Raw genomic sequence first — 13,712 nt, 5'->3', positions numbered from 1 at the left:
CTTATATATAATGCTAAAACCAACTTAAATATTAAGGATAAAAATGAAGTTAAGTTCATCTTTACTAAGCGTGGGTCTTGGAGTTTTACTTTTAAGCGGTTGTGCAACTGGCAATAGCAACGGTGTAACTGGCAGTGCTGCTGGAAGCAATAACAATAATGCTAACACAAAAATAGAAAAATGTAGTAGCACCCTTGGAACACTTGCGTTTTATGAAGACCAAAATTCTGATTGGTATTCATATTTAACACACAACTACAAGCTCACATCAACTATTCCGGTTTTGCGTCTTCTTGCGCAACAAACTGGTTGTTTTGTTATAGTTGAACGTGGCGCTATGATGGATAATATGATGCAAGAGCGTGCACTTGATAGATCAGGCGAACTACGTGGTGGTTCTGGCTTTGGTAAAGGTAAAATGGTAGCAGCTGATTATACTATTCGCCCTGAAATTTTCTTTAGCAACGAAGATACAGGCGGAGCAGGCGCTCTTGTTGAAGCACTTTTTGGTAGTGTAGCAGGTGCTATAGCTGGTGGTTTTTCAACAAAAGAGACGCAAACTACATTGGTTCTTATAGAGAATCGCTCAGGTGTTCAATTAGCAGCAGCCATTGGCTCAGCTTCTAGCACTGATTTCTTTGGTATGGGCGGTGGCGCTGGTGCTTCTCTTGGCGCGGGACTTGGCGTATATTCAAGAACACCTGAGGGAAAAACACTTGTAAATGCTTTTCTTGATTCAATGAATCAATTAGTTATTGCTCTAAAAGACTACAAAGCACAAAATGTAAAAGGCGGTCTTGGTAAAGGCGGAAGTTTAAAAGTAGGAGATTAATATGAAATTTATAGCCATTTTATTTTGTTCATTAACTTTTTTGTTTGCTATGAGCTATGAAAAAAAAGTTGAAGCTAGACTTTGCAATCTTATAAATCAAAGAGAAATGGCTAAATTTTATGGCGACATAAGAAGTATTGATAGCTTTGATAAAAAAATAGAAAGCTATAAATTTCGTAATGGAATGGAAAAATTCGATGAGGATAGCTGCCGTACAAATGGCTACTATCCTGTTAATCCAAACTATGCGCCATATCCTCCTGAGTACCGTCCATACTATCAAAATAGATATGATAGATTTCAGCGTGGTTACCGCGGAGACTACTATAACGATGACGACTATGATGATGGCTTCGATCGTGGTTATAGACGTGGTTATAAGGACGCTAGAAGAGACTATAGGCTAGGTAGATAACTTATCTCTAGCCTTAACTTTAACTGGCTCTTTTCTAACAAAAAAACGACTTCTACAAATAGCAAATCAAAAACAATACATATACCAAATTTTACTGCTATAAATAAGTTCAGTGCATTGATTAAAAATTACAAAACCTGTGGATACGACAACATCCCAACTACCCAAATTTTTCTTTCGACAAAAGAGTAATAGACACCCTTACAAATAAGCTAGAGCAAGACCATAAAAATTTAAAAGAGCTAACAAGCAATATCAGCAGAGACGATCTTTTAAAGGTGCAAATTAGTGCACTTGAAGATGAAATAATAAGTTCATCTCTCATAGGGGGCGAAAGGCTTAAAAGATCAAGCGTTCGCTCGTAGATAAAAAAGAGGCTAGATGAAAATTTTGACTGGCTAGCTGATACTCATGCGACTAGACACAGTGTTAATCTAGTCTCGCTAATGCTTGAAGTAAATTTAAACAAAGACTATATAAACCTCGAGCGGCTACATGGCTGGTACAATACCTTGTTTGAATATATCCAAAGCAAAACTTGTAAGATAAAACGAGCCAAGTTTAGAGATGATGAGATGAGCGTCGTCTCAGGCTCTCCATAAAATGTGCAAATCCACTATGAAGCCTTGCCAGTAGAGGTATAGAAGAAGAGATGAGAACTTTTAAAATTTTATTAACAAAAGCCTTGAAAACGTATATCTAAAAAGTTTTATTGCACATCTTTAGTTTTTGATTATCCATCCTTATGATGACGGTAATGGATGCATGACAAGGGCTTTGGCACACTACTTTTTAAGAGAAGATGGTATTAAGCCATTTTCTATCTCTAGCATTATTTAAGCAAATAGAAAAATTATTATGAAATTTTAGAGCAGATAACAAAGCTTGGAAATAATTTAAATTTTGATTTCACGGAGTGGATAATGTAGCACACCTACAAGCGGTAAATAGCGCTATAAACAAGCTATAAGCTTACTAAAAATATAAAATTTCTATCGTAATTTAAGAGTCAAAGCCATTAAATTTTATCTTTATCTAGTAGCGTTACCAGCTGTTCTTTGATTCTATCATCAAATTCACTAACACTTATGACACCCCTACTTTCGCACATCTTGGCATCATTAACATCGCAGTAGTCACTAAGTGCATTTTTGTATCCGCCCCTTATGCAAGCCTCTCTGTCTTCTAAAAATCTAGCCCCACCAAGGATTAATGTGCCAAGGTCAAAACCTATCTTAAATTTCGCACTCGCTGAGCTTTTAACCCAGCTTAAAAATATCTCATCGTATCTTAATCCAAGTGCTCCAACGCCATCTGGCACGACTAAGACATCCACGCCATAAAGGCTTTCAGCGTAAAATTCAGGATGAAGTCTGACGCCAAATTCATCGACTATCTCAGGCTTTATGGCGTAGGTTTTGATATTAAAATCCTCAAATTTATGTAAAAAATCATAAATTTTGGCAAAGCTTAGTAGATTTAGCTTGTCAAACATCAAAATGCCAACTTTCATGCTAGCTCCTTTTAATGAAGTGCCTCATTTAGCTTGATCGCCCTTTTGCTCGCACTTGCAGTGATCTGGCCTGTTTGGCTGTTTTGTCTAAAATGAAGTCCATTTAGCCCACCAAGCTCAAGCGCTTTGTAAATTTCAGCTTCAAATTTAAACTCTGGATTTAGTTTAGCTAGCTTTTCGCGCTCGCTAGCTGATATATAGACCTTTGTGCCCTCAAGCACTGCTATACCAGCATCTACGATGCAGTTATCACCAAGAGGTACGCCTGTAACTGAGTTTGCCCCAAGCAAGCAGTGTTTGCCGATACTTACAGGGTTGCCGTTTGTGCCACTTAGCACGCCAAGTATACTTGCCCCTCCGCCTACGTCACTGCCCTCGCCCACTACGACAGAGCTGCTGACCCTACCTTCAACCATCACGCCACCAGTTGTACCTGCGTTAAAGTTGATGTAGGCAGCACCAGGCATAACGACTGTGCCAGGATGCACAGCAGCGCCCATGCGAACCTTGGCTGAGTCTAAAATTCTCGTATTATCCGCTGGAATGATGTGGCTTAAAAATCTTGGGAATTTATCGACGCTAACGATCGCTGGATATTCGCCAAACATCTTTAGAGAAATTTCATTTTCTCTTAGCCATTCAAGCTCAATTGGCGTATTTTGGCTAGTCCATGCAACATTTGGCAACACACCAAAAGCTCCATCAAGCACGATCGTCCTAGGTGCAACCTTGCAAAGCGATATCAAGTAAAGCTTGAGATATACGGCCTCCACGCTAAGTGGCTTTGCATCATCAAACAAAAACACAAGTTTAAATTTATTCTCATTTAGTTCAAGATTATCATCAAATGCCATTTTTACGGCATGTAAATTTTGTACATTTTTATGAGAGCTTATCTCTTTTTCAAAGACGCTAAAGAGCTTGCTAGCTTTTTTTACCACTTTTGGCGTAAGATCAGCTACAAATTCAGAGCCGTTAAAGTCAACCTTAACATCACATTTTTGCAAAGCATAGATATAAGCAGCAGCACTTAAAAAGCTCTCTTTGTAATTTACAACAGCAAATATAGCTTGCAAAATTTTATCTGTATTTTTTTGTCCACGATCGATCCTAGCGATACCAAAAGCAAGTGGATCTTTGTAGCCATCTTTTTTTCTAAATTCTTCAAAAAATTCCTTAAATTCATTTGCATCTTTAAACTCTTTAGACATCTATTCTCCTTTAAATTTTTTCTTAGTCTAGCCAAAAATGGCTAAAAATTTTATGATTTTAAGTCCATTAAAATTTTTAAATATTTTTGTATTTTTAATAATGATTAATCTTATCATAAAATAAATTGCAATAAGATTTTGCAAATTTAAAGAAGGAGTTTAAATGTCAAATTTGGTAACAAAACCTAGATTTGCTCTGGCTGCATTGATCGGCCTTGTTGCTGGTGTTGTCTCAGCCTTTGTCAAATGGGGAGCAGAATTTCCACTTCCTCCAAGAAGTCCGATGGATATGTTTAACGCTGCTTGCGGACCAGAGAGTGCCATTAGAGCAGCCGATGCGATCGATTGCTCTAGAAATTTCTTAAATCCGCCTTATGTATTTTTAAGGGATTATTTGAGCGTAGCTGATCCAAATGCCGCTATTTACGAGTTTGCAGGGCATGCATTTAACTACGTAATGATGACGCATATATTATTTTCGATCGTTTTTGCGGTTGCTTATTGTGTTTTGGCTGAGAAATTTCCAAAGATTACAATATGGCAAGGCTTACTAGTTGGCGTTATCGTAAATATCGCTGTTCACGTGATCGCATTGCCTATTTTAGGGCTTACTCCACCACTTTGGGCCCTTCCTTGGTACGAGCATGTATCTGAATTTGTCGGCCACATGATATGGTTCTGGTCGATAGAGATCATCCGTCACGACCTAAGAGCTAGGATCACAAAAGAAAAAGATCCAAGTGATTATTGCTGCTGCAACGCATAAGTGCAAATTTCTGCTGTTTTGGGCTAAAAACCTAAAACAGCAACCAAATTTATCTCACCGTTTAAAAGCAAAATTTATCCGCGATTAGCACTCCTGGCTAAGCTCTAAATTTTCTAAACGAAGTGGCTTTTCACCTTCAAAAATCACCCCAATACCGAAAGGTTCGCAAATATCAAGCGCACCCTCAGCAAATCTCATCAGCCACTGCCTATCTTGCGCATAAAAGGTGGACTGTGGCGAGCTAAAGGGCAGGTCGCAAACTGGCACATCAAGCGCTCTAAGCTCGTCCTTGCTCAAAAAGTATTTTTGCTTAAGCTCATCTCGTAAAAACGTAAGCGCCTCTTTTACGTACCAATCGATATCGCTGGCGATGCGCTCTGCTAGCAAAGTAGTCTCATCATCCACGTCTGCCCCATTTGCCGAGATAAGGCAAAAGAGCACTTGGCCAAAAATTTCGCTTTTTAGCACCGTCTCCGCATACCAGATAAAGCCATCATCTGTTGCAACTTTTTCAAGTTCGCCAAATTTTAAAGTCATTTTTTATTCTCATTTTTATGGTTTTGCTACTCTTACGAAAAAGAGCGAAATTTAAGCAGATTTGTAATGAGCTAAAATTTATCATCTAAAATGAAGATAACTTGTAAATTTGCCCTTTTAGCATAAAGCAAAAGTTAAATTTACAAGCAAATTTTCAGTTTTTCTCGCTATTTAGAAGCAAAATTTCTCATCAGTGCCATTTTGCTTGCGCATAGCTTTAAAGTTAGCAAGATTATCTTTATCTAAAAAGTAATCTTTCTCTTTTTTATTGCGGGCTTCTAGCTTTTCTATGCCTTTTGCAAGGGCTGCTTTTCTATCTTCGTGAGGCGAGCTAAATTCTGGCGAGAACATCGCTTCATAGGCATTTTTCTTAGTCCATCCAAGCGCTTTATCAGCGATCTCTTGTTGCTTTTTGATATCGCAAAATGCATAAGGATTGACCACGTCGCCAACAAGCTTCATAAACGCCCCTATCGCGGCCACCACGTCAGTAAATTTCTCGCCCTCCATGTCTATAACACCTCTTAGCAAAATCGAGCGATTTTTTGCCACATAAAACCAAAACACCGCATCATCGCGAAGTCCAAGATCGTATGCACGAGCTGAAATGACAAAAAGAGTTATCGGAGAGACCATTTGTGGGGCGTCTTGCACGATCTTTTCAGCCTTTTTAAAGTCTTCTACTTTGCCACTTTTTAAAAGCTCATCTATCTTGTCATAGACCTTGACGTACTCCACCTTGCCAGCATTTGCTGAGTAGTATGGCGTGACGTAGATGTCGATACTTCTTACTTTGCCATCATTTGCAAAGCCACATACCGCTCCAAAAAGTAGCGCCGTAAGCAGTGATAAAATTTTCATTTTAATTCCTTGGTTTAAAATTTTTATTATTTTAACTAAAAGTAGTTGAAAAGATTAGGATAAATTTAAGAAAAAGTCCGCAAATTTAAAGCAGACTTTGAAGATTAGTTTTTAAAACTATGAATAGGTGCTGGAATTTGTCCACCACGAGCGATGAAGTCAGCACTTGAGGCTTTGTTTATCTTCATCACAGGCGCTCTTCCTAAAAGGCCGCCAAACTCGATCATATCGCCCTCACGTCCAAGAGGTATGATACGAACGGCCGTTGTTTTTTGATTTATAACGCCAATAGCCGCCTCATCAGCGATCATCGCAGCTATACTTTCGCTTGGCGTATCAGCAGGTATGGCGATCATATCAAGTCCCACTGAGCATATCGCCGTCATCGCTTCAAGCTTTTCTAAATTTAGCGATCCAGCGCGCACCGCCGCTATCATACCCTCATCCTCAGAAACTGGGATAAATGCACCGCTTAAGCCGCCAACTTGATTGCACGCCATGACGCCACCTTTTTTGACCGCGTCATTTAGCAAAGCAAGTGCCGCAGTCGTGCCATGCGTACCAACAGCCTCAAGCCCCATCTCTTCAAGCACACGAGCTACCGAGTCGCCCACAGCTGGTGTTGGGGCAAGAGAGAGATCGACGATACCAAATTTAACCCCAAGGCGCTCGCTTGCCATTTGACCAACTAACTGACCGATACGAGTAATCTTAAACGCTGTTTTTTTAACGGTCTCAGCCACCACGTCAAAACTCTCACCGCGCACCTTTTCAAGGGCTCTTTTTACCACACCTGGGCCAGAAACGCCCACATTTATCACCACATCAGCCTCGCCTACGCCGTGAAATGCCCCAGCCATGAAAGGATTGTCTTCGACTGCGTTTGCAAAAACGACAAGCTTAGCGCAGCCCATCCGAGATGCTGCCGCCGTCTCTTTTATGATGCGTCCCATGTCACGCACAGCGCTCATATTTATGCCACTTTTTGTTGAGCCGACATTGACACTTGCACATACTTTTGAAGTCTGAGAAAGTGCTTGCGGGATAGAATTTATCAAAATTTCATCGCCCTTTTGATAGCCCTTTTGCACAAGAGCTGAAAAACCACCTATAAAATCAATACCAACCTCAATAGCCGCTCTATCAAGCATCTTTGCGATCATTACGTAGTCTTTTGCGTCCGTTGCGGCGCCGATTATCGAGATAGGCGTCACACTCACTCTTTTATTGACGATTGGTATGCCTAGCTCAGCAGAAATTTCATTGCCCACTTTGACTAGGTCTTTGGCTTTAGTGGTGATTTTTGCGTAAATTTTGTCGCAAGCTTTGTTGATGTCAGGATCGATACAGTCAAGCAAACTAATGCCCATCGTGATCGTTCTGATGTCAAAATTTTGCTCTTCGATCATCGAGATCGTTTCGGTTACGTTTTTGATGTCCATTGTTTTTCCTTAGATTGTATGCATCGCATCAAAGATAGCGGAACTTTGGATATTTATCTTTACTTTTAGGCTCTCTCCAAGCTCGTTAAGTTCTGCTCTTAAGGCCGTAAAGTCTTTATTTTCATCACTTGAAACCACTGCCATCATCGTAAAAAACTCATCTAAAATAGTCTGTGAGATATCATCTATGTTTAGCCCTAGCTCGCTAAGCTTTGCTGAGACGCCAGCAACGATGCCGACTCTATCTTTTCCGACTACGGTTACGATCGCTTTCATCTTTTCTCCTGTTAAATTTAAATTTTTGATTTGAAGCGCATTTTGGCTCCAAAATTTAAGCCAAGCATCAAGCAAAGCTAAATTTTGGTAGCCAAATTCAAACTGGCAAATTTTAAAATTTGCTCTAAATTTTATCTTTTGTAAATTTTACTTCGAGCAAGCACTCTTGCCGTCATTTACTGGCTGGATCGCTGAGTTATCAGCTCCGCCATCACTATTTATATTTTCTATCACTTCCCAAAGTCTAGCAGCCGCACTCTCATAGCGTTTTGCAGTGACTGAGTTTGGCTCGTAGAAGCTAACTGGCTTGCCATTATCGCCGCCCACACGAACAGCTGGCTCGATAGGGATTTCAGCTAAAATTTGTGTGTTGTAAGCTTTTGCTACCTCTTCAGTAGTGCCTTTGCCAAAGATGTCATACTCTTTGCCATTATCTGGGCAGATAAAACCGCTCATATTTTCGATGACACCAGCGATTGGGATGTGGAGCTTCTCAAACATATCAAGCGCACGTTTGCTATCGTCAAGCGCTACCACTTGTGGCGTTGTGACACAGACACCTGCCGTTACTGGCACGCTTTGAGCTAGAGTTAGCTGCGCGTCGCCCGTTCCTGGAGGCATGTCTAGAAACAATACATCAAGCTCGCTCCAAAGCACGTCTTTTAGTAGCTGCTCGATCGCTTTCATTATCATCGAGCCACGCCAGATGAGGCTCATGCCCTCTTCCATCAAAACGCCCATACTCATCATCTCAACTCCGTGGCTAAGTATCGGTTTTAGCTTGTTACCAACGACTTGTGGCTGGGTATTTACTTCGCCAAGCATTCTTGGGATATTTGGTCCGTAGATGTCAGCATCCAAAATTCCAACCTTTTTGCCTAGTTTTGCCATTGAGATGGCTAAATTTAGAGTCGTAGTTGATTTACCAACACCACCTTTTCCTGAGCTTACCATTACGAAATTTTTAACTTGTGGCGCGATATTTTTGCCACTTTGAGTGTTACTTTTCTCCTCAGGTATCTTTGGCTGGATCAAATTTAGCACATACTCATTTGAGCCCATGACACGTTTGATGTCCGTTTTTAGCTCATTTGCCACTTCTGGGCTTGAGCTAACTATCTCGACTTCGATTAAAATTTTATCGCCGATTTCTACATTTTTTACAAAGCCAAAGCTAACTATATCTTTTTCAAAGCCAGGATAAATAACACCTTTTAGTCTGTTTAAGACCTCTTCTTTATTTAACATTTTTCTCCTTTTTCTAGATCTTTTGAAATTTTATATGCACAAAATTTTGGTCCGCACATCGAACAAAAATGAGCGCTCTTAAACGCATCTTCTGGCAAGCTCTCGTCGTGAAGTTCTCTAGCCTTTTTTGGATCAAAGCTAAGCTCAAACTGCTTATTCCAGTCAAATGCGTATCTAGCATCACTCATCTCGTGATCCTTTTCTATAGCTCCCGCTTTGCCAAGTGCGACGTCTGCGGCATGAGCTGCTATCTTGTGAGCTACGATGCCCTCTCTTACGTCATTTTCGTTTGGCAAGCCAAGGTGCTCTTTTTGTGTCACGTAGCAAAGCATGCTAGCGCCGTGATATGCTGCCATCGTACCACCGATGGCTGACGTGATATGATCGTATCCTGCACCTATGTCTGAGACAAGCGGCCCAAGCACGTAAAATGGGGCGTCATGGCAGAGCTCTTGTTCGATTTTCATATTATACTCAATTTGATTTAATGGCACATGACCAGGCCCCTCTATCATCACCTGCACATCTTTTTCCCATGCACGAAGCGTAAGCTCTCCAAGCACCTTTAGCTCGCTAAGCTGTGCCTCATCTGTCGCATCAAAAAGACATCCTGGTCGAAGTCCGTCGCCAAGCGAGAGCGAGACATCATATTTTGCACAAATTTCTAAAATTTCATCAAAAATTTCATAAAAAGGATTTTGTCTATTTAACTTTGACATATAGCTTGCACTTAAGCTGCCACCGCGGCTTACTATGCCCATTTTACGCTTTTTAACAAGTGGCAAAAACTCACGCAAAAATCCAGCGTGTATCGTAAAGTAACTAACTCCTTGCTTCGCTTGCTTTTCAAGTATCTCTAAAATGAGCTCATTTGTGATATTTGTAACCTCTTTTGCCTCTTTTAAAATTTCATACATAGGCACTGTGCCAATTGGCACGCTTGAATGCTCGATGATCGCACTTCTAATAGCGTCTAAATCGCCGTCCGTACTTAGATCCATAACCGTGTCAGCGCCAAATTCTAGGCAAATTTCAAGTTTTCTAAGCTCAGCGCAAATGTCGCTACTTAGGCTTGAGTTGCCGATATTTGCATTGACCTTTGTCTTTAGCTTTCTGCCTATGCCCATTGGCTTTAAATTTTTATGATTTATATTTGCTGGGATGATGATGCTACCTTTTGCCACCTCATCCATCACCAAATTTTCACTAAGCCCTTCGATCCTTGCCACATAGCTCATCTCTTGCGTTATCTCGCCGCGCCTAGCATAATACATCTGCGTCTTATCTCTCATATAAGGCCTTTTTTGATTTTTAAAAACCTCATTTTAGTCCTTTTTTGATTTAAACTAACTAAATAAGCTTTTAAAAATTTACTTTTTAAAAAGAAATTTTGAAGTTTTGAGATGTATAATTCTGTAACAATTTTCAAAGGAGTTATCTTGCTTGATATATCACTTATAATGCTTGGAGCAGGAAATTCTAGCCGTTTTGAGCTACCGGTAAAGAAGCAATGGCTTCGAATAGGAAGCGATCCACTTTGGCTATTTGCTACTAAAAATTTGAGTAACTTTTACACATTCAAAGAGATCATTGTCGTTAGCAAAGAGTGCAAATATATGTCAAAATTTGCTCCAAATTATAAATTTGTTGATGGTGGCGAAACCAGACAAGATAGCCTAAAAAACGCACTTGAGCTAGTAAATAGCGAATTTGTCTTAGTTAGCGATATCGCTCGCCCTTGTATCTCAAGCGAACTTTTTCACAAAATTATAGAGGCAGCCGCTCAGGCTGATTGTGTAGTTCCAGCACTAAAGATCGCAGACACCGCTTATCTTGGCGAAAATGTGGTTGATAGAGATAAAGTAAAACTTATCCAAACACCACAACTCTCTCGCACAGCACTTCTTAAAAAAGCTCTTAGCGGCGGTGAAATTTACACAGATGATAGCTCGGCCATGAGAGCCATTGGCGCAAGCGTTTGGCAAATTTTAGGTGATGAAATGGCAAGAAAGATCACTTACAAAGAGGATCTTGCCAAAATTTCTGCTTTAAAAGAGCCCGAAAATGAGGTCTTTGTGGGAAACGGCTTTGATGTGCATGAGTTTGAAAAAGGTCGTCCTTTGATTCTTTGCGGTGAGAAGATCGACTATGAGTTTGGGCTAAAGGCTCACAGCGACGGTGACGTGGCACTTCATGCGCTAACTGACGCTATCTTGGGAGCTGCTGGGCTTGGCGATATAGGCGAGCTTTTTCCTGATACGGACGCTAAATTTAAAGATATTAGTTCCATTTACTTGCTTGAGGAAGCTTACAAAAGGGTGCAAAGCATGGGTTTTGTGCTAACAAACGCTGATATCACGATCATGGCTCAGCGACCAAAACTTTCAAAGCTAAAGTCAAAAATGGAAGCAAATATCGCAGAAGCGCTAGAATTAAGCCAGAGCCGTATAAATGTAAAGGCGACAACGACTGAAGGACTTGGTTTTGTTGGCAGATGTGAAGGCATTGCAGTCATGGCAAGTGCTAGCCTTAAATTTTACAACTGGAAGCAAATATGAAAATTTTAATAGTAGAAAATGAAATTTACCTAGCTGGCTCGATGGCTAGTAAACTAGCTGATTTTGGCTACGACTGTGAGATCGCCAAGAGCGTAAAAGAGGCATTAAAGTTTGAAAATTTTGACGTGGTATTACTGTCTACTACACTTCCGGGGCAGGATTTTTACCCTGTTATAGAAAAATTTAAAAGCTCTATCATTATCTTACTGATCGCCTACATCAACAGCGACACTGTGTTAAAACCCATTCAAGCAGGGGCGGTTGATTACATTCAAAAGCCATTTATGATAGAAGAGCTAGTTAGAAAGATAAAGCATTTTGAGGAATTTAGAAATTTCAAAAACGAGATCAAAAACTATGAAAGCTACGTAAATTACGCTTTAAAAGAGTACGAAATTTCTAGCTTTGAGGCAAAAAAGATAAAATTTCCACTGCTTTTAAAATCGAGCAAAAACGGATACAGCGATAAATTTATATTTAACTATGTAAAAGCAAACAAGACACCATTTTTATTTTTAGGCAAAGCCTGTTTTAGTGAGCTTGAAAAAGTCCTAGCTAAAAACAGCGAAGAGCTAATTTATATCACAAATTTAGAAGACCTAAAACAAGAGGAAAAAGAGAAAATTTTAGAACTTTGCAAAAAGAAAAAAGTAGCGATATCAACTAGCGACTTTACGCAAAAAGCTCCATTTGATGAGCTTGAGCTTTCAGGACGCGATAAAAATTTCAATATCGATGAGATCGTTACGATCGATGAATATATAAAGTACATAATCGTTAATTATCAAGATAAATTCCCTGATACAGAACTTAGCAAAAAGCTTGGAATTTCTAGAAAATCACTTTGGGAAAAGAGAAAGAAATATGACGTCAGCAAGAAAAAATAGTGAAATTTCTATAAATACCGAAGTTTTTGGTGCTTTGGAGCTAATAAAAAATAAAATTCTCTCAGATTATGACTCGCTGATGGACGATGAACAGATAAAAGAGGTGAGTAAGAAAGGCTATTTTAATGGTGAGCCGATGCCGTATTCTTTTGGATTTGCTCCATTTGGCGAGCTAAATCAAAATATTGCCAGCAAGCTTGTTCCTGGACAAAAGGTAAATCTAAGTCTTGATGGTAAGATCGTTGGACACATCAATGTTGCCAAGGTCTTTAAATTTGACGAGAACATGAGAGCTAAAAATATATTTTTAGCAAACGAAGCTAGCAATGATAAAGAGCTAAATTTAGGCAAATACGGTATTAGTGGCAAATTTGAGCTTTATGATGAAAGTATGCAAATAAGCAAAAATGCACTAAATGATCTAATAAAAGAAGATGGCGCTAAAAAGATAACGGCGGTCTTTTTAACGGCTGATCCATTTAATAGAGCTCACGAGCGTCTTGTTAGAATGACTATTGACAAGGCTGATTTAGTAATCATTTTTTTAATACGAACACGTGAAGAAAAGCACGTTGATTACGAGATTAGAAAGCAAGTGTTAGACTATTTTATACAAAATTATTTGCCAACAAAAAAGGTCTTTGTCTTTGCTCTAAAAAACACGACTCTTTTTAGCTCACATGCAAACCCAACACTTGAGTGTATCGCTGCTTCAAGATTTGGAGCAAATAAGCTAGTCATCGGACAAAATCACTCAGGAATTGGAATGTTTTTTGATCACAATGAAGCTCATACGATTCTTGATATTTATAAAAACGACCTAAATTTAGAGGTAATCGTACTACCAGAGCTAGTTTATTGCAACAAATGCAAGACGCTAGTTAGCACCAAAAGTTGCCCACACGGACAACATCATCAGATCAAATATCATCCAGATGTTATCAAGGAGCTGCTATTTAACGGCATTATGCCACCAGCCATTCTTGTGAGGCCAGAAATTTCTGCACTAGTTTTAAGCAAACTCTTTACAAATCGCTTCAAAGACGTGCAAAAGCTTTGTGATGATCTTTTTGTAAATTCAGGATTACTTGAAAACAAAACTGACCGTGACTTTTACGAAGAGCTTATGAAGCTTTATCAAACATCCTCGATGACTTAAGGAAATT

16 protein-coding genes are annotated in these 13,712 nt (G+C 39.6%); 8 read left to right on the top strand and 8 right to left on the bottom strand.

All coding sequences use genetic code 11. The annotated features are described in order from the left end of the window. The first annotated feature begins 43 nt into the window (after window positions 1-43). The 4 genes from CYP54_RS07800 to CYP54_RS09930 all read left to right on the top strand — a co-directional run bounded on the left by CYP54_RS07800 (window position 44) and on the right by CYP54_RS09930 (window position 1,849). Window positions 44-832: a CsgG/HfaB family protein gene (locus tag CYP54_RS07800; protein WP_103604823.1), complete on the top strand. Its 789-nt coding sequence runs from the start codon at window positions 44-46 to the stop codon at window positions 830-832. 1 nt (window position 833) lies between these two features. Then, the gene (locus CYP54_RS07795) at window positions 834-1,247 is read left to right on the top strand and encodes a gamma-glutamyl phosphate reductase (protein ID WP_103604822.1); all 414 of its coding nucleotides are present in this window, start codon (window positions 834-836) and stop codon (window positions 1,245-1,247) included. A 137-nt stretch (window positions 1,248-1,384) separates the two neighbouring features. Next, entirely contained in the window at window positions 1,385-1,612 is a 228-nt protein-coding gene (locus tag CYP54_RS10330; protein ID WP_103604821.1) for a DUF4172 domain-containing protein, read from the top strand. An 81-nt stretch (window positions 1,613-1,693) separates the two neighbouring features. After that, a complete protein-coding gene (locus tag CYP54_RS09930; protein WP_181001556.1) occupies window positions 1,694-1,849 on the top strand; it encodes a hypothetical protein in 156 nt (51 codons plus the stop codon). Between the two features lie 416 nt (window positions 1,850-2,265). Here CYP54_RS09930 and CYP54_RS07785 read toward each other — a convergent pair whose 3' ends face one another. Together CYP54_RS07785 and CYP54_RS07780 are read right to left on the bottom strand one after the other, a co-directional pair. Continuing rightward, complete coding sequence (locus CYP54_RS07785) at window positions 2,266-2,760, bottom strand: type 1 glutamine amidotransferase family protein (RefSeq protein ID WP_103604820.1); 495 nt, start codon at window positions 2,758-2,760, stop codon at window positions 2,266-2,268. Window positions 2,761-2,771: 11 nt separating this feature from the next. Then, the gene (locus CYP54_RS07780) at window positions 2,772-3,971 is read right to left on the bottom strand and encodes a tetrahydrodipicolinate N-succinyltransferase N-terminal domain-containing protein (RefSeq protein WP_103604819.1); all 1,200 of its coding nucleotides are present in this window, start codon (window positions 3,969-3,971) and stop codon (window positions 2,772-2,774) included. Window positions 3,972-4,134: 163 nt separating this feature from the next. Between CYP54_RS07780 and CYP54_RS07775 the strand changes: the two genes are divergently transcribed. Continuing rightward, window positions 4,135-4,737: a YagU family protein gene (locus CYP54_RS07775; RefSeq protein WP_103604818.1), complete on the top strand. Its 603-nt coding sequence runs from the start codon at window positions 4,135-4,137 to the stop codon at window positions 4,735-4,737. Between the two features lie 84 nt (window positions 4,738-4,821). On the opposite strand, the gene CYP54_RS07770 is transcribed toward CYP54_RS07775, so the two are convergent. From CYP54_RS07770 to thiC, 6 genes are all read right to left on the bottom strand, one after another. Continuing rightward, window positions 4,822-5,274, bottom strand: coding sequence for a hypothetical protein (locus tag CYP54_RS07770; RefSeq protein WP_103604817.1), 453 nt, complete (start codon window positions 5,272-5,274; stop codon window positions 4,822-4,824). 171 nt (window positions 5,275-5,445) lie between these two features. Beyond that, entirely contained in the window at window positions 5,446-6,135 is a 690-nt protein-coding gene (locus tag CYP54_RS07765; protein WP_103604816.1) for a cytochrome-c oxidase, read from the bottom strand. A 104-nt stretch (window positions 6,136-6,239) separates the two neighbouring features. Continuing rightward, window positions 6,240-7,577: a PFL family protein gene (locus CYP54_RS07760; protein WP_103604815.1), complete on the bottom strand. Its 1,338-nt coding sequence runs from the start codon at window positions 7,575-7,577 to the stop codon at window positions 6,240-6,242. A gap of 9 nt (window positions 7,578-7,586) precedes the next feature. Further along, on the bottom strand, window positions 7,587-7,853 hold the full coding sequence (locus CYP54_RS07755; RefSeq protein WP_021091480.1) for an ACT domain-containing protein: 267 nt from the start codon (window positions 7,851-7,853) through the stop codon (window positions 7,587-7,589). A 147-nt stretch (window positions 7,854-8,000) separates the two neighbouring features. Next, a complete protein-coding gene (locus CYP54_RS07750; protein WP_087577746.1) occupies window positions 8,001-9,101 on the bottom strand; it encodes an Mrp/NBP35 family ATP-binding protein in 1,101 nt (366 codons plus the stop codon). Beyond that, the gene (thiC, locus tag CYP54_RS07745) at window positions 9,095-10,393 is read right to left on the bottom strand and encodes a phosphomethylpyrimidine synthase ThiC (protein ID WP_103604814.1); all 1,299 of its coding nucleotides are present in this window, start codon (window positions 10,391-10,393) and stop codon (window positions 9,095-9,097) included. Before thiC ends, CYP54_RS07750 begins: the two co-directional genes overlap by 7 nt. A gap of 147 nt (window positions 10,394-10,540) precedes the next feature. Between thiC and CYP54_RS07740 the strand changes: the two genes are divergently transcribed. The 3 genes from CYP54_RS07740 to CYP54_RS07730 are packed head-to-tail and all read left to right on the top strand — an operon-like array spanning window position 10,541 to window position 13,705. Then, on the top strand, window positions 10,541-11,659 hold the full coding sequence (locus CYP54_RS07740; RefSeq protein WP_103604813.1) for a bifunctional 2-C-methyl-D-erythritol 4-phosphate cytidylyltransferase/2-C-methyl-D-erythritol 2,4-cyclodiphosphate synthase: 1,119 nt from the start codon (window positions 10,541-10,543) through the stop codon (window positions 11,657-11,659). Beyond that, window positions 11,656-12,546: a response regulator gene (locus CYP54_RS07735; protein WP_103604812.1), complete on the top strand. Its 891-nt coding sequence runs from the start codon at window positions 11,656-11,658 to the stop codon at window positions 12,544-12,546. The genes CYP54_RS07740 and CYP54_RS07735 overlap by 4 nt, the downstream gene beginning before the upstream one ends. After that, the gene (locus CYP54_RS07730) at window positions 12,524-13,705 is read left to right on the top strand and encodes a sulfate adenylyltransferase (RefSeq protein WP_103604811.1); all 1,182 of its coding nucleotides are present in this window, start codon (window positions 12,524-12,526) and stop codon (window positions 13,703-13,705) included. Before CYP54_RS07735 ends, CYP54_RS07730 begins: the two co-directional genes overlap by 23 nt. Window positions 13,706-13,712: the final 7 nt, after the last annotated feature.

This window comes from Campylobacter concisus (genome assembly GCF_002914005.1).
GTDB classification, from domain to species: Bacteria; Campylobacterota; Campylobacteria; order Campylobacterales; family Campylobacteraceae; genus Campylobacter_A; species Campylobacter_A concisus_N.
This window is presented reverse-complemented; position numbering and strand designations above follow the sequence as displayed.

What these genes read in the sequence shown, in the direction of transcription:
- CYP54_RS07730 (WP_103604811.1), top strand. Translation starts at nt 12,524, where the DNA reads ATGACGTCAGCAAGAAAAAATAGTGAAATTTCTATAAATACCGAAGTT.
- CYP54_RS07780 (WP_103604819.1), bottom strand. Translation starts at nt 3,971, where the DNA reads ATGTCTAAAGAGTTTAAAGATGCAAATGAATTTAAGGAATTTTTTGAA.
- CYP54_RS09930 (WP_181001556.1), top strand. Translation starts at nt 1,694, where the DNA reads ATGCTTGAAGTAAATTTAAACAAAGACTATATAAACCTCGAGCGGCTA.
- CYP54_RS07800 (WP_103604823.1), top strand. Translation starts at nt 44, where the DNA reads ATGAAGTTAAGTTCATCTTTACTAAGCGTGGGTCTTGGAGTTTTACTT.
- CYP54_RS07775 (WP_103604818.1), top strand. Translation starts at nt 4,135, where the DNA reads ATGTCAAATTTGGTAACAAAACCTAGATTTGCTCTGGCTGCATTGATC.
- CYP54_RS07765 (WP_103604816.1), bottom strand. Translation starts at nt 6,135, where the DNA reads ATGAAAATTTTATCACTGCTTACGGCGCTACTTTTTGGAGCGGTATGT.
- thiC (WP_103604814.1), bottom strand. Translation starts at nt 10,393, where the DNA reads ATGAGAGATAAGACGCAGATGTATTATGCTAGGCGCGGCGAGATAACG.
- CYP54_RS07760 (WP_103604815.1), bottom strand. Translation starts at nt 7,577, where the DNA reads ATGGACATCAAAAACGTAACCGAAACGATCTCGATGATCGAAGAGCAA.
- CYP54_RS07750 (WP_087577746.1), bottom strand. Translation starts at nt 9,101, where the DNA reads ATGTTAAATAAAGAAGAGGTCTTAAACAGACTAAAAGGTGTTATTTAT.
- CYP54_RS07795 (WP_103604822.1), top strand. Translation starts at nt 834, where the DNA reads ATGAAATTTATAGCCATTTTATTTTGTTCATTAACTTTTTTGTTTGCT.
- CYP54_RS07770 (WP_103604817.1), bottom strand. Translation starts at nt 5,274, where the DNA reads ATGACTTTAAAATTTGGCGAACTTGAAAAAGTTGCAACAGATGATGGC.
- CYP54_RS07755 (WP_021091480.1), bottom strand. Translation starts at nt 7,853, where the DNA reads ATGAAAGCGATCGTAACCGTAGTCGGAAAAGATAGAGTCGGCATCGTT.
- CYP54_RS07735 (WP_103604812.1), top strand. Translation starts at nt 11,656, where the DNA reads ATGAAAATTTTAATAGTAGAAAATGAAATTTACCTAGCTGGCTCGATG.
- CYP54_RS07785 (WP_103604820.1), bottom strand. Translation starts at nt 2,760, where the DNA reads ATGAAAGTTGGCATTTTGATGTTTGACAAGCTAAATCTACTAAGCTTT.